Annotated in this window: 13 protein-coding genes and 8 tRNA genes; 3 read left to right on the top strand and 18 right to left on the bottom strand. The window is 28.8% G+C overall.

Annotated elements, in window-relative coordinates:
• Positions 1-330: 330 nt before the first annotated feature.
• From ACWPW7_RS03000 to ACWPW7_RS02990, 3 genes are all read right to left on the bottom strand, one after another.
• The gene (locus ACWPW7_RS03000) at positions 331-987 is read right to left on the bottom strand and encodes a hypothetical protein (protein ID WP_454052291.1); all 657 of its coding nucleotides are present in this window, start codon (positions 985-987) and stop codon (positions 331-333) included.
• 80 nt (positions 988-1067) lie between these two features.
• Positions 1068-1286, bottom strand: coding sequence for a hypothetical protein (locus ACWPW7_RS02995; protein WP_454052290.1), 219 nt, complete (start codon positions 1284-1286; stop codon positions 1068-1070).
• A gap of 225 nt (positions 1287-1511) precedes the next feature.
• Positions 1512-2522: a M23 family metallopeptidase gene (locus ACWPW7_RS02990; protein ID WP_454052289.1), complete on the bottom strand. Its 1011-nt coding sequence runs from the start codon at positions 2520-2522 to the stop codon at positions 1512-1514.
• A gap of 282 nt (positions 2523-2804) precedes the next feature.
• Between ACWPW7_RS02990 and ACWPW7_RS02985 the strand changes: the two genes are divergently transcribed.
• Both ACWPW7_RS02985 and ACWPW7_RS02980 read left to right on the top strand, forming a co-directional pair.
• Positions 2805-3788 (top strand): DnaD domain protein, encoded by a 984-nt coding sequence (locus tag ACWPW7_RS02985; protein WP_454052288.1) that lies wholly within the window; start codon positions 2805-2807, stop codon positions 3786-3788.
• Positions 3781-4767, top strand: a complete 987-nt coding sequence (locus tag ACWPW7_RS02980) for an ATP-binding protein (RefSeq protein WP_454052287.1) — start codon at positions 3781-3783, stop codon at positions 4765-4767. The genes ACWPW7_RS02985 and ACWPW7_RS02980 overlap by 8 nt, the downstream gene beginning before the upstream one ends.
• A 203-nt stretch (positions 4768-4970) precedes the next feature.
• Here ACWPW7_RS02980 and ACWPW7_RS02975 read toward each other — a convergent pair whose 3' ends face one another.
• From ACWPW7_RS02975 to ACWPW7_RS02930, 10 genes are all read right to left on the bottom strand, one after another.
• On the bottom strand, positions 4971-5732 hold the full coding sequence (locus tag ACWPW7_RS02975) for an acyl-CoA dehydratase activase (RefSeq protein WP_454052286.1): 762 nt from the start codon (positions 5730-5732) through the stop codon (positions 4971-4973).
• A 15-nt stretch (positions 5733-5747) separates the two neighbouring features.
• Positions 5748-6893: a double-cubane-cluster-containing anaerobic reductase gene (locus tag ACWPW7_RS02970; protein ID WP_454052285.1), complete on the bottom strand. Its 1146-nt coding sequence runs from the start codon at positions 6891-6893 to the stop codon at positions 5748-5750.
• Positions 6894-7360: 467 nt separating this feature from the next.
• A tRNA-Thr gene (locus ACWPW7_RS02965) sits at positions 7361-7435 on the bottom strand.
• A 5-nt stretch (positions 7436-7440) separates the two neighbouring features.
• Positions 7441-7517, bottom strand: a tRNA-Asp gene (locus ACWPW7_RS02960).
• A gap of 6 nt (positions 7518-7523) precedes the next feature.
• A tRNA-Val gene (locus tag ACWPW7_RS02955) sits at positions 7524-7599 on the bottom strand.
• Positions 7600-7603: 4 nt separating this feature from the next.
• Positions 7604-7678: transfer RNA gene (locus ACWPW7_RS02950), tRNA-Glu, on the bottom strand.
• 28 nt (positions 7679-7706) lie between these two features.
• Positions 7707-7781, bottom strand: a tRNA-Thr gene (locus ACWPW7_RS02945).
• Between the two features lie 5 nt (positions 7782-7786).
• Positions 7787-7863 (bottom strand) — tRNA-Asp (locus ACWPW7_RS02940).
• Between the two features lie 5 nt (positions 7864-7868).
• Positions 7869-7944, bottom strand: a tRNA-Val gene (locus ACWPW7_RS02935).
• 5 nt (positions 7945-7949) lie between these two features.
• Positions 7950-8024, bottom strand: a tRNA-Glu gene (locus tag ACWPW7_RS02930).
• Between the two features lie 379 nt (positions 8025-8403).
• Here ACWPW7_RS02930 and ACWPW7_RS02925 point away from each other — a divergent pair.
• Positions 8404-9651 (top strand): NAD(P)/FAD-dependent oxidoreductase, encoded by a 1248-nt coding sequence (locus ACWPW7_RS02925; RefSeq protein ID WP_454052284.1) that lies wholly within the window; start codon positions 8404-8406, stop codon positions 9649-9651.
• A gap of 99 nt (positions 9652-9750) precedes the next feature.
• On the opposite strand, the gene ACWPW7_RS02920 is transcribed toward ACWPW7_RS02925, so the two are convergent.
• The 5 genes from ACWPW7_RS02920 to ACWPW7_RS02900 all read right to left on the bottom strand — a co-directional run bounded on the left by ACWPW7_RS02920 (position 9751) and on the right by ACWPW7_RS02900 (position 14732).
• Positions 9751-9936 carry a DUF1858 domain-containing protein gene (locus ACWPW7_RS02920; protein ID WP_454052283.1) on the bottom strand — a complete coding sequence of 62 codons (186 nt, stop codon included), beginning with the start codon at positions 9934-9936 and terminating at the stop codon, positions 9751-9753.
• Between the two features lie 234 nt (positions 9937-10170).
• On the bottom strand, positions 10171-10950 hold the full coding sequence (locus tag ACWPW7_RS02915; protein WP_454052282.1) for an ABC transporter permease: 780 nt from the start codon (positions 10948-10950) through the stop codon (positions 10171-10173).
• A 3-nt stretch (positions 10951-10953) separates the two neighbouring features.
• On the bottom strand, positions 10954-11868 hold the full coding sequence (locus ACWPW7_RS02910) for an ABC transporter ATP-binding protein (protein ID WP_454052281.1): 915 nt from the start codon (positions 11866-11868) through the stop codon (positions 10954-10956).
• 305 nt (positions 11869-12173) lie between these two features.
• Positions 12174-13460: an adenylosuccinate synthase gene (locus ACWPW7_RS02905; protein WP_454052280.1), complete on the bottom strand. Its 1287-nt coding sequence runs from the start codon at positions 13458-13460 to the stop codon at positions 12174-12176.
• Positions 13461-13736: 276 nt separating this feature from the next.
• Positions 13737-14732, bottom strand: a complete 996-nt coding sequence (locus ACWPW7_RS02900; RefSeq protein ID WP_454052279.1) for a 3'-5' exoribonuclease YhaM family protein — start codon at positions 14730-14732, stop codon at positions 13737-13739.
• Between the last annotated feature and the right edge of the window lie 37 nt (positions 14733-14769).

Raw genomic sequence — 14769 nt, 5'->3', positions numbered from 1 at the left:
CACGGTTCATAACTATCATTCTGCATTGATTTTATCGACTTATCCAGTTATCTTTTATTTGTGAAAATTATCTATTTAAATGTATTACCTAAAAGTATACTTAAACCGTATAACTTTATTGTATACCTAAAAAGTATACATTTCAATCCTAATTTTAACTTTTTTATAAATCCCCCCCATAAAACCCTATTATTTATTCTAAGGTTATAAGATTTTTGTCTACATACTCTATGTATATATAATCCTATTACTAAATATTACAATGGAAACTAAGTCCATAGCTATTTATAAAAATCCTAAACACATTAATAAAATAGTAAAAGTTATGGATTAATCCATAACTTTTACTATTTTATATATAACTTTGTTTACATCATTCTCATATTCAAATTTATATGCACTATTTACATATTTTACAAATGAAGCTAACCAATGAAATCTTAGTCTATAAAATACTTCCACATTTCCACCTATCTTATCATAATTGCTTTTATGAATACATCTTGAATTATACCACTCAACAATATCATCTTCTTTAGTTACAACGGATTGTACCCTATCACAAGGCATACCTTCTAATAAATAGTTATTCATAGCATCGAATATATCTATTACATTATTGGGATGTTCTTTTTCCTTTGACATAAGTCCACATTTAACCCCATTGTCTCTATAAAACTTAGCTGCTATGTCCTCAACCTCTTTTCCATAAATTTCCTTAAGCTTAGTTATTATGAAAGCTTGGCGGGTTTCTGCATTAACTATTTTATTTTGAAGCCATCCATGAATATTGGTTAAATCTATAATCTCCTCTAATTGTTTGTCTGTATCTATCATTTCACCATAAACTTTAGATTCATTTATTATAGTTTCTGCTTTTTCACCATACTTTTCTATATAAGCTTTAATAAAAGCTTTTTCTATATCCTCAAATAAAACAATTTTATTAAATAACCATGTATGTATTGGAGCCAAAAATGCACTCATACTTATTCCTCCTGTATTACCAAATTTGTTTATATATTACCACGTTATCATAAAAATAACCGTAACATAGGTTACGGAGATTATTTTATAGGTAAAACTTCAAATATTAATGTGGCTATACATAGTATGCTGACCAATACCCATAATATTAAAAACGTTATACAGATATATTCTGCTAATGTTCTTAACAGTTTAAAAGGTAAAGCTATACAAATTAATGATGTACATATAGCTACTATGCTTCCATATAATATAATATTGAAAATCTCTCCTATTAAAATTATTAAGCTATAATTCATATTATAAAACCTCACTCTATAAATATAGCTAAAATAGCTTTATATAATATATAGTAGAGTAAAATTTTATATGTGTTCTTAATAACTAGTCAATATGCTAGTCTATTTGAGTTATACTCCCCGTTATAACTTGCTTAAGTGCAACTATCATTAGAATCTTTGCCTTGATATAACACAAAATATTCATGGCATTTTGACTAGCTATTTTATTCCAGATATCTGAAATTATTTTTCCATTATATATTTTAATGGATCTACAGCTTCTCCATTTACCCTTATCTCAAAATGAAGATGAGGCCCTGTACTGTTTCCTGTATTTCCTACATCCGCTATATGTTGTCCCTTGGAAATACTCTCCCCCTCATTTGCATAAAGCTTATTGCAATGTGCATACAAGGTTTCTACATTATTATCATGTAATAAAATAATTACATTACCATAGCCATTTAAAACTCCTGAAAATGTCACCTTTCCATTAAAAGCAGCTTTTATTGGAGTATTTTCATTTGCAGCAATATCTAATCCCTTATGTATAGTACCCCATCGTTCTCCAAAATATGAGGTAATAACCCCATTGGCAGGCACATAAAGCTGTTTTTCTAAAAATGCAACTGAGGAATCTTCATAATCTAAATTAATAACTGGTTTTGCTTTTTCTATTTTAGTTATGGTAAAAGTTATTAGTTTTTCCTCGTTATTATTATGGTATATAATATTATTTGCTATCTGTTCACTATTCATTACTGAACTTAAATTACATTTTACTTTTTCATAAGAAATATTATTATTTGCATCTATACTTTCTATATCTTCAAGCTTTGCTGTATCTATATATTTGTCTTTTACCTTTTTTAAAGCATCTTCTCCTACCTTATCACTTTCTACAAATCCAATCAGTTTTTCATCGGATTTCATTGCATAGGCATCAACAATTATGTAGTTTGAAAGCATATTTTTTAATTGTTCTTCTGTAAAAAATTTGTCTATATTAATTTTACCTTTTTCAAATCTAAAGTACTCTTCTAATTGAATTTCCTTAAAAGCTGCTTTTTCTTTTAAACTATTATAAGCATCATTTATGCAAAATTTATCTTTTACATAAGCCACAGCTTTATCTTCACTATATACCACATACCCATTGTAATCTAAACTATTAAGAAGTAACATGTAGCTTACAGCAATTATAGTGACTGCAACTACTATAATCTCCTTAATATGTTTTTTAATTTTTTTCAAGCTATACCTCCTTTCTAATAGGATAATATTCCCCTATAGATAATTTTTAAACATAATATAATATAAGTATTTAGGTAATTTTCATAATTTAAATTTAACTATGTGGTATACTAAGTATGAGAAAAAAATATATGCTGTTTTAAAATAATGTTAAAATCTGCATAATTGACAATCGTTCTCTATCAATTGTCAATTGATTAAGCCGATAATAAAATGAATAATATTTTAAAACAATGCAAATAATTATGTTGGTATTTTTATACTAAAAGTGAGGGATGGTACATGAGTACTTTCATGTTTAAGAATAAAGATTTTGGATACACGCCTGTAAGCAATATCTTTATAGATAAATATATGGCTACAGCTAGAGGAGAATATGTAAAAGTATATCTACTAGGACTTAAATATTGTATAAGTGGAGAGCTAGGCGCTAACTCTGCAGTAATTGCAAATACTTTATCTCTGTTAGAAACTGACGTATTAAATGCGTGGAATTATTGGAGTGAAGTAGGCGTTATAAAGATGGCTGCTATAGATAATATGAGTAACTATACTATAGAATTTTTAGATTTAATTAATAACCTTGAAGATAGCAATAAAAAAATTGATATTCTTAAGGAATTAAACAACAATTCAATTAAGGATATGCTTCAAGATATAGAAAAACTTATAGGAAGAACCTTATCACCTAAAGAGATTGAAATATATTTAGGATGGCAAAAGGATTTTAACTTTTCACCTGAATTGATACTTCTTTTAATACAATACTGCGTATCTAAAGGTAAGGTTGATTATAGATACTTTGAAAAAATTGCTATGGCATGGCATGATGATAAAATTCAGACTGTTGAAGATGCTCAAAGTTTCATCACAAAGCATGAAGATAAATGGATTAATATAAGAAAAATTTTAAAATATTTAGGTATTAATACACCAGATATTATGAAGCCTCAAGAAGAAATACTTACTAAATGGCTAACAGTTTATAAATTTCCTCTAGATATTATATATAAATCCTGTGATATCTGTTTTGAAAGACTTAATAGAGCAGACTTTAAATATATAGATGGAATATTAAACAGTTGGTTTAGAGATGGAATTTCAACTTTGGAAGATATCGAAAAGAAGGATAGAAAAAAACTGACTCATAAGCCTATAGTTAACAATAATTTATCAAATAAAGGCACCTTCAACAATTATGAACAAAGATCCTATAACTTTGAAGAATTAGAGAAACAATTACTAGGATGGGATAATAATGATTAAACAACATCATTCTGAAATAATGAAATTTTATGAAGATATTCGCAAATCTGAAGAAGATGCTTTAAAGTTAAGAAAAGAAGAAATTGAGCAAAAACTACCTATGGTTATAGAAATAGAGGACGAAATTAAAAAACTTTCTTTAAAATTATCCTTAGCAGCAATCAAATCTATGGATAACAAAGAAACCTTCATAGACTCTATAAAAGAAAAAATTATAGATCTTAGAATGAAAAAAGGTGAACTATTGGCTTCTAATGGATATGACGTTAATTACTTAACTTTAAAGTATAGATGTAATAAATGTAAGGACACAGGATATATCTATATAGAAAAGTGTAATTGCTATAAACAATATTTAGTTCAACTTTATTACAATAACTCAGATTTAAAGCATTTACTTAATAAAAATAACTTTAATAACTTTAACATAAATTATTTTACTAATAAGCTAAATAATAATGAAAAGGTAAGTTCTAGAATAAATATGGAACGTAACTATGAAAGAGCTATAGAATTTATAAAAAGCTTTAACGATGTTGAAGATAATTTACTTTTCTACGGTAATTCAGGAACTGGGAAAACTTTTTTATCTCATTGTATTGCTAAAGAGCTTATTGAAAATGGATATTTTGTAGTTTACAAAACCTCTGATGATTTAATTTCTGCTTTAAAAGAAGTTAAATTTAATAACAACAGTAATATGGAAGATTGTCTTATAAATTGTGATTTGCTTATAATTGATGACTTAGGCACAGAGCAAATCTCAGACTTCTCTAAAAAAGAACTTTTTAATTTACTTAATACAAAGCTTTTAAAGCAAAAGAAAATGCTTATTTCCACCAATTATGCATTAAGCGAACTATCAGATGTTTATTCTGAAAGATTTACTTCGAGATTATTCGGTAATTTTAGTCTTTTTAAATTTTATGGAAATGACATTAGAATACTAAAAAAATCTAAAGTAAAGAAGGTAACATAAATTTTTATGTTACCTTTTCTCTATTCTACAAGATTTTCTTCATCTCTTCTTAATTCATTAATTATTATAGTAGTACAAGAAGCTATTAATATTCCATCTACTGTATCCATACTTCATTTTTTAGTATAACTTTTATATATGTTTTAAATAATACTATACCAATAAAAATAGTTAAGAGGCTGCCTAAAGTGGCAGCCTCTTAACTATTTTTTTATTTTTTTAGCTAATATTGCTGCACCAATTGCGCCAGCATATCTAGCTAGTTTATCTGATTTTACTTCACTATTTAATTTACTACTAAGACTTTCTATAATATAGTCACATTCACATAGACCACCAGTTAAAAAATATTTTTCTCCTTCATCATGTTTTTTACACAATGAAGACACCTTTGTAACTACTGAGTCAATAATTGCAAATGCTATATCTTCTCTTTTTTTCCCACTTCCTATAAGACTTATGACTTCTGACTCTGCAAAAACAGTACACATTGAACTTATTGTAGTATTTCCTCCCTTGGAAGCTAAATTACATAATTCTTCTATATCTACTGATAATATATTAGACATAATTTCAATAAATCTTCCTGTACCTGCAGAACATTTATCATTCATTATAAAATTTGTAACCATATCATCTTTAACAGTTATGATTTTAGTATCTTGTCCACCTATATCAATTACAGTACAATCTTCCCCTAAAAGATATGAAGCTCCCTTACCATGACAGGTTATTTCCGTTACTGACTTATGTGCATAAGGGACAGAAACTCTTCCATATCCAGTTGCTACTACTTTTCTATTTTCTTCATATATACACATAGACTTTAATTTTTCGTCTATAGTTTTTGAAGTTTCAATACTGCTCCATCCTGTAGGCATAACAAAAGTGTCTTTTAAACTATCATCTTCAAATATAGCTACTTTAGCAGCAGTAGATCCTATGTCTATTCCTATATAGTACACACTTATCTTCTCCTTTTAAAGCATTTCTATAAATGCAGCCATACGAGTTTTAAGTTGTCCAATATCTGATGTAGAATAATCTGTTTCTATACTCATGTATGGTATTTTCTTTTCTTCATTTACAAATTTCTTAATTCTATGGGTCTCAACATTATAAGTATGACAAGCTTGTAATGTTATATCTATAACGCCATCAACTGAGAACTCGTCAACTAATTGGCTAATTAAATCTAATCTACCATCATTTGGTGCCATAACTGAGCATGGAATACTTAAATATTTTTCTGCTAATGCATCAATTGGATCTTTTGTTTCATCAACTAATCTAATTTTTTCTTTAATTCCAGAACAGTTCTCAAAACAAACTGCTACTCCACCACTTTCTTCAATGGCAGTTAAAACTTTGTCTGCTACTCCACCTATAGGACAACCAGTAATTAATATTCTTGGTCCATTTTTATAAGTATCTTTTTTTGCATCATAATTAGCTTTTATATCTTCTACTGTTTCTTTTAACATTCTATTTTGTTCTTTTTTATCAAAAGTATAGTGAGTTGCATCTATTATTTTATGAAGTTGTAATCCACTTATTGGTGCTGGATTTAATTTTCCCAATGAATAAAGCTCTTTTAACACAGTTCTTTCTTCATTACGAGTTTTAATTGCTTCTTTAAGTGCTTCTTCTGTTACTTTAACATCAAATTGATTTTCAAGCTTTTCTATAAAATATTTGATTTCTTCTTTCCATACTTTAAGAGCATGTTCTCTATTAGTATTTTGAGGTAATTGCATAACATGTAGTGGTTTTATTTCTTCTAGATATTCATACATTTTCTTTTTTCCATCACAAGTAGTTTCTCCCACTATTAAATCTGAAAAATATGTATATGGACACTTGTCTGTTAATGCAAATCCATAGCTTGCTTTTATAAGTGGACATAAGTTTTTAGGTAAATGTTTTTCTGCATCTGGAATAGTTTCTTCACTAACAGCGCAAAGGCTTATTGGATATGCACCTGCCGCATATATAGCCTCTACTGGTGCAAAAGTACAAAATGTACCTACTACCTTTTGTCCTTTATCCTTTAACTCTTTAACTTTAATAAATCCGTTTCTTCTTGTTTCATTAAACTCTTCAAAATTTTTTGGTAAATTATTCATTACAAACCCTCCAAATATATAATATGTGAGTAAAATATTATATAGCCTTTATAAACACTTGAACTTTAATATCTTTTAGTTTTAATAATTCTATTCTTTAAAATACTCTAATTAAATCTTTCAAGCAGTCAATTCATTATCTTGTCCAATTTTATTGCTTTTTTATAAAATAAAATTATTAATATTAGATCTTCTACCAGTTGTTTTTGATTACAGTTTAAAAGCTCAACTATATGTAGTTGAGCTTTTAAATACAAAAGGAAAATTTTAATTAAAGGATAAACGACTATAACCAACTTCGTCTTGAGTTAATGTTAACATATATTTTGACAATTGTGAATTTTTGTTTTTCAATGATTATGTACCTATCTATAGATATATTAAATACTCTTAGGAATCATAAATAATTATTTTTATAGTATTTCTTCATAACGAAAAAACTTGAATGTTTCCATTCAAGTTTTTCATGGAGCTGGCAATAGGAATCGAACCTACAACCTGCTGATTACAAGTCAGCTGCTCTACCGTTGAGCCATGCCAGCAATTATGGCGACCCAGAAGGGACTCGAACCCTCGACCTCCGGCGTGACAGGCCGGCACTCTAACCAACTGAGCCACTGGGCCATATTATGGTGGTCGCAACAGGGATCGAACCTGTGACCCTCTGCTTGTAAGGCAGATGCTCTCCCAGCTGAGCTATGCGACCATAATGGTGACTCCTAGGGGAATCGAACCCCTGTTACCACCGTGAAAGGGTGGTGTCTTAACCGCTTGACCAAGGAGCCAATGACGACTTTTTTATTTTTTATAAAATGGAGCTGGCAATAGGAATCGAACCTACAACCTGCTGATTACAAGTCAGCTGCTCTACCGTTGAGCCATGCCAGCTTATGTGGCGACCCAGAAGGGACTCGAACCCTCGACCTCCGGCGTGACAGGCCGGCACTCTAACCAACTGAGCCACTGGGCCATATGTGGTGGTCGCAACAGGGATCGAACCTGTGACCCTCTGCTTGTAAGGCAGATGCTCTCCCAGCTGAGCTATGCGACCACTAATGGTGACTCCTAGGGGAATCGAACCCCTGTTACCACCGTGAAAGGGTGGTGTCTTAACCGCTTGACCAAGGAGCCATATGTCATTTTACTTTTGTTAGGTCGGCGCTTTACGCACACCCGACAAGTAATATAATACCTAAAATTCTTAACAATGTCAACAATTTTTCAAAAAAAATTTCACTTTTTATCATAAAAGCTCATTTCATATTATAAACCTAGATAAATCAACAACTTTACTGGCACTTTTCTATAAGAAAAAAGTCATAATTTGAAATTTATTATAGAATTTTAAAATAAACTTATATATTTCTTCACAATATATATTCTATTCTAGATTAAATAATTTATGACTAATATGCCATAAATTATTTATTAATGATTACTTGATGGTTTTATTAGTAATACTTATAATAAGTTTAACATTATTTTTTCTTTTTAGAAAGGAGATTTTATTTTGAAACATGACCTTATTATAGTTGGTGGCGGTGCTTCAGGAATTATGGCTGCTATTATGGCAAAAGACCTAGGCATAGATGTAGCTATACTAGAAAGTAATGATAGGATAGGTAAGAAAATTCTTACCACAGGAAATGGAAGGTGTAATATAACCAATAAAAATATAAATATTTTAAGGTACCATAGTGAAAATAAAACTTTTTTTAATAAGGTCTTTGAAAACTTTACATTAAAAAATACCGTAGAATTTTTTAATTCAATTGGTTTATATTTAGTTACCTTAGATAGTGACAAAATGTATCCTATGTCCTTACAATCTTCTTCTGTACTGGATGTCTTTAGATTTGCTCTAGAGGAAAGGGAAGTTCCTATTTATTTAAATCATAAAGTAAAAGAAATAAATTATAAGAACAAATTCATTATAGATTGTAATAATGAAAAAAACTTTATTTGCAACAAGCTTTTACTTTGTGCAGGAGGAAAAAGTGCACCTAAAACCGGTTCTGATGGTTCTGGTTTCACCTTGGCTAAAAAGCTAGGACATAATATAATAAATCCTATTCCAGCTCTTGTGCAGCTTAAATTAAATCATAATAAGTTAAAAGCACTATCTGGTGTTAAATTTGATGGAAATGCACATATATATGTAAATGATAAATTAAGAAGAAGTGAATTTGGAGAGGTATTGTTTACAGATTACGGTATTTCTGGTCCTCCTATTCTTCAACTTAGTAGAATTGCTTCTTATAATTTATCTAAAGGAAAATATGTATCTTTAAAAATTGATATGATGAATAATTTTTCAAAAGATGAATTAAAGGGCTTTTTAGAAAATCATTTTGGAACATACTCATATAGATCTGTACATGATGCTCTTATAGGTATAATTAACAAGAAAATTATTCCCATAATACTTAAAGAAGCTAATATTGATAATATACATAAACCTTGTTGGTCACTAGAGTGGGAAGAAAAAGAAATGTTATTATCCTTATTAAAAGAATGGACATTTAAAGTAAGTGGTACTAATTCCTTTGATAATGCACAAGTTACAGCTGGCGGTGTAGATACAAAAGAAGTAGATGAGAACACCTTACAATCAAAAATAGTTCCTAATCTATATTTTGCTGGGGAGATATTAGATGTAGATGGAGATTGTGGTGGTTTTAATCTTCAATGGGCATGGAGTTCTGCCTCAGTGGCCGTCAAAAGCCTCAAAATGTCAGAACATCATAATAATAAATAATAATCATTATGCTTAATTAGAGATTAATAATTATTACTATATAAAACAAATAAATTTTTAAAGTAGAAAAGCTAGTCTTATAGACTAGCTTACTTATATTTACTTATTTAAAGCTTCTAATAATTTTTCTAAATCTAATCCATGAACCATAGCTGCTTCTTCTAAAGTTTCTGCTTGTGCTGATGGACATCCTACACAACCCATTCCAAAGCTCATTAATACATCTACAGAATTTGCATGTTGTCTTACAACCTCACCTATTGTCATATCTTTAGTAATTTTCATAAATAACACCTCTTCCATTAATTATATATTAGGCATCTTTAACTAGTTATTTTAGATACCTTATTATTATCTTCTTATATGTTTTTTTTATCCTTATTGATTAACTTTATTATACAACACAACTTCAAAAAAAAGTGTAACTTTTGTTACACTTTTGTATTTTAAATAAAAATTTATATACCTATTAATTTTTATGATAAAATAACATCCTATTTTAGGATGCTATTCTACTATTTAAATAACGTCTTTTTTTATAAAGATTAAATTACTTATAATTAATAATACTGCTACATATACAATTATTATAGCTAATGAAAAACCTAAAGTTGAACCTTCAATAGGAGGAAGTCCAGCACCACTTATTAACGTATTTGAGTCATAAGCTGCAAGATTTAAATGACCAAATATAATGTATTTAGACCACCAATAGTTTTTAGTTAACATCATTATTGGCACACCTATTGAACTTGCTATAATTGATGTACTTAGAGCTATTCCAATCCCTTTAAAGATTGTAGCTAAACTAAAGGCTAAAGTTATATAAAATATATCTTTTGGTATTGAATATAGTACTGTCTTTATCAATATAGGCAAAGTATATCCACCTGCTGCTTTTGTCCCAAAGAAAGCTATACCTACTATTGATGATGAAATAAATATAACAACATAACTAATTAATAAGAATAATATTACAGTTACATATTTTGAAAATAATATAGCAGTTCTATTCCATGGACGTATTAAAAGTTGCTTTATAGTTCCGTCCTTCCATTCATCGGTAAATATTTGTGCTCCTAATATCATCGCAAACATACCTATAACAGAACTACCCCACATAATTGAGATTTGTATAAAACTTATATAGTCCATATTTATGCCCTTACTAGGACTTATAAATTTAATTACAATTGCTGATGCTATAACTATGACACTCATAAATATATAAAAATATGGTGCTGTTCGTTTTGTGTTTACCTTCATAATTTCATTTCTAATAAGTTGAATAAAACCCATAGTCTATTTCCCCTCCTTAGTCATACTTAAGAATACTTCTTCTAAGGATTGAGTAATTTGTTTCACTTCGTAAATTTTCAATCCACCATCAATTAATCTATTTATAATTAATGGAATTTCATCTCTTCTTAAATTAATTATAATTCTATTTTTTTCTACTTTTACAACACCAACAGAATTTATTAATTTTTTAGCTAAATCTATATTATCAACTTCAATTTCTACATCTAATTTTTCTTCTAAACTATTATTTTCATTTTTAATAGTACGTTCTCCTATTAATTTACCTTCTTGAATAACTATTATATTATCACAAATAAGTTCTACTTCTGATAATAAGTGACTGGAAATTATTATAGATATATTTTCTTTTTTAGCTAAATATCTTAAATATTCACGAAGCTCATGTATTCCTTCAGGATCAAGTCCATTAGTTGGTTCATCTAATATAAGAATTGATGGTTTATGTAAAAGCGCCTGTGCTACTCCTAATCTTTGCTTCATTCCTAAAGAATAAGTTTTTACTTTTTTATTTATTGCATCTTCTAACTTAACAAGTTTAACAATTTCATTTATTCTCTCTTGAGACACTGGAGTTTTACTCATTCTTGCAAAGTGAATTAAGTTTTGCATTCCACTCATATATTTATATAATTCAGGGTTTTCAATAATTGCACCTACATGCTCTAAGGCTTTAATTTTATCTTTTCTAACATCATATCCTTCAATAAAGATATCACCTTTATCTATCCCTATAAGTCCAACCATCATACGGATTGTTGTTGTTTTTCCTGAGCCATTAGGTCCTAAAAATCCATAAATTTCGCCTCTATCAACAGAAAAGGAAAGGTCTTTAATTATTTTTTTCTTTCCAAAAGACTTATAGACATTTTTAACCTCAACTACCTTATCTGACATATTGTCTCACATCCATTTCTTTGTTTTGTAAAAAACTATTTGTCTTAAAATTTATAACTAGATGTCTAAAATAAAATAAGCTAGAATACTAGCTAGTTATTTTCTAAGACACCCTACGCTTTAAGTCCATATTTATTCTATAACTTTTATTTAATACATACCATTAATATAAAATTACAATAATATTAGATTATTTTAATATAACATAATCTTTAGAATTAAATTATAATAATTTTTTACTTTTATTAATAATATATAGCTTTTCAAAAAATAGTAAAAAGCACATGAAAATTATGTGCTTTTTGTTATAATTCACCTATAATCATTGTTTGATCTCTCCTTGGCCCTACAGATACTATTGATGTTTTAACACCAGTGAATTCTTCTACTCTTTTTAAATATATTTTCGCATTCTCTGGTAATTCTGTGTAAGTTCTAGCATCTGCAATACTATCATCCCAACCATCAAACTCTTCGTATATTGGCTCACACTTAGCGAGATCTTCTAAGCTTGCTGGGAAATAGTCTATAATTTTATCCTCAAATTTATATCCAACACAAATCTTTAATTTTTCAAGTCCTGCTAATGTGTCTATTTTAGTTACTGCAAAGCTTGTAAGTCCTGACACTCTTGCTGCTGTTTTTAATATTACAAGGTCTAACCAGCCACATCTTCTACTTCTTCCTGTTGTTGTCCCATACTCATGACCTTTTTCTCTTATCCAATCGCCAACTTTATCATTTAATTCTGTTGGAAATGGTCCTTTGCCAACTCTTGTAGTATATGCCTTAACTACACCAACTGCACTATTTATCATTGTTGGTCCAATTCCTGTACCAACACATACCCCTCCAGCAGTGGTATTCGATGAAGTTACATATGGATATGAACCAAAATCTATATCAAGTAATGTACCTTGAGCTCCTTCAAATAAAACTTTTTTATTCTCTTTTATAGCATCAAATATTCTAACTGATGTATCTTGCACATAGGGTTTTAATCTTTTACCATAATCTAAATATTTAGCATAAACTTCTTCTAATTTTAAAGCTTCTCCACCATAAAGCTTAGTTATAGCTTTATTCTTATTCGGTAAATATTCTTCTAATTTAGTTCTTAAAACTTCAGGCTTTACAAGATCACAAACTCTTATTCCATTCCTATCAACTTTATCACTATAGCAAGGTCCTATTCCCTTACGAGTAGTCCCTATATCATTTTTGCCCCTAGCTTCTTCTTTTAATTTATCTAATACCTTATGATATGGCATTATAACTTGTGCTCTATCACTTACTATTAATCTATTTGGAGTTATGTTCTCTCCTAGTCCTTCTAAGTATTCTATCTCTTTAAATAATGCTTCAGGATCTATAACTACTCCATTGGCAATTATATTTAATTTTTCTTTATATAATATTCCTGAAGGAATTAGATGAAGCTTATATTGCTTATCTCCTACCTCAACAGTATGGCCTGCATTGTTTCCTCCTTGAAATCTAACAACTACATCTGCTTTTTCTGCAAGATAGTCTGTCATTTTACCTTTACCTTCATCTCCCCATTGGGCTCCTAAAACTACAAATGATGACATTCTAATTCCTCTCTTTCGTAAATTTATTTTTTATCATAATTTCCATTGATATATTTAAAAATACTTCTTTTCACTCTAGTTGGTGTATTATATTAAAAGGCTAAATGTCAATCTTTAGTAGGCCCAACTATAAAATATTATCTAAATTCTCCGTACTATTTATCTAAAATTTATGTTATCAAAGTGATAAGATACGGTCAATATAATTGCGAATATTTTCTTTATATTTTAATTCAACATTCGTAAAATATTAGTAAAAATTACTTATATTAGAACCTATTGTTGTGAATTACTTATAAAACTTTTATATATGTTAAGATTATCTAAACTCCATATTCGCTCAGAAAAACTACCTATTTCAGTATCTTTTAATGCTTTATTCATATCGTACATTCTAGCATCGATTATATCTAAGTGATGTAAAAGTTCAGCCTCTGGTATCATAGGTTTTTTAGGGCTTCCATACTCAGGTTCATAGTGATGTGTTAAAATCATATGTTGTAAAAGCATTACTACTTCCCTATCAGCCTTTACTTCTACCCCAGCTTTTTCTACTAAATTGATACCTAGTATAATATGCCCTAAAAGCTGTCCTTCTACTGTATACTGAGAGACTATTCCTAAATTACTAGCACTCATTTCATATATCTTAGCGATATCATGAAGTATTACACCTGCATATAATAAATCTTTATTTAAATGAGTATATATTTCTAATAATTTTTCACCGGCTCTTAACATTGTAGTAATGTGATATAGAAGTCCGCCTTTTACTGCATGATGATTAGATTTTGCAGCAGGATAATGAAATATCTTATCTCCACAATCATCTATAATTTTTTCTGTTATATTTCTAAGATCTTTATTTTCTATTTTACAAATATAATCTAAGACAACTTCATACATATCATCAGCTTTATATGGTGCAGTAGGAACAAACTCCTCTATATTAATATCATCACTATCATTTATTGTTCTTATCTTATCTATTTTTAACTGAAGCTTCCCTCTATATTCATTTACTATGCCTCTAACCTTTACTAACATATTTTCACTAAATAATGTTTCAATCTCAGGTGAAACTTCCCAAAGCTTTGCATTTATTTCCCCTGTGCTGTCAGTTAAATTAACATCTAAGTATTTATTTGTGGTGCTATTATTAGTTAGTTTACATTCTACGGATTTTATTAAATAATAATTCTCTATTTTATCGCTCTTTTCAAATTCGCTTATTTTCTTAATCATAAAGTCTCCATTTCTTTTACATTCCATACTGTATCTCCTTAAAATTAATCAATAATAATTATTT

The organism is Clostridium sp. Marseille-Q7071 (assembly GCF_965112025.1).
The sequence above is the reverse complement of the archived record's forward strand: the minus strand, read 5'-3'. Positions and strand labels throughout refer to the sequence as shown.

What these genes read in the sequence shown, in the direction of transcription:
- ACWPW7_RS03000 (WP_454052291.1), bottom strand. Translation starts at nt 987, where the DNA reads ATGAGTGCATTTTTGGCTCCAATACATACATGGTTATTTAATAAAATT.
- ACWPW7_RS02995 (WP_454052290.1), bottom strand. Translation starts at nt 1,286, where the DNA reads ATGAATTATAGCTTAATAATTTTAATAGGAGAGATTTTCAATATTATA.
- ACWPW7_RS02985 (WP_454052288.1), top strand. Translation starts at nt 2,805, where the DNA reads ATGAGTACTTTCATGTTTAAGAATAAAGATTTTGGATACACGCCTGTA.
- ACWPW7_RS02980 (WP_454052287.1), top strand. Translation starts at nt 3,781, where the DNA reads ATGATTAAACAACATCATTCTGAAATAATGAAATTTTATGAAGATATT.
- ACWPW7_RS02970 (WP_454052285.1), bottom strand. Translation starts at nt 6,893, where the DNA reads ATGAATAATTTACCAAAAAATTTTGAAGAGTTTAATGAAACAAGAAGA.
- ACWPW7_RS02920 (WP_454052283.1), bottom strand. Translation starts at nt 9,936, where the DNA reads ATGAAAATTACTAAAGATATGACAATAGGTGAGGTTGTAAGACAACAT.
- ACWPW7_RS02915 (WP_454052282.1), bottom strand. Translation starts at nt 10,950, where the DNA reads ATGGGTTTTATTCAACTTATTAGAAATGAAATTATGAAGGTAAACACA.
- ACWPW7_RS02910 (WP_454052281.1), bottom strand. Translation starts at nt 11,868, where the DNA reads ATGTCAGATAAGGTAGTTGAGGTTAAAAATGTCTATAAGTCTTTTGGA.
- ACWPW7_RS02905 (WP_454052280.1), bottom strand. Translation starts at nt 13,460, where the DNA reads ATGTCATCATTTGTAGTTTTAGGAGCCCAATGGGGAGATGAAGGTAAA.
- ACWPW7_RS02900 (WP_454052279.1), bottom strand. Translation starts at nt 14,732, where the DNA reads ATGGAATGTAAAAGAAATGGAGACTTTATGATTAAGAAAATAAGCGAA.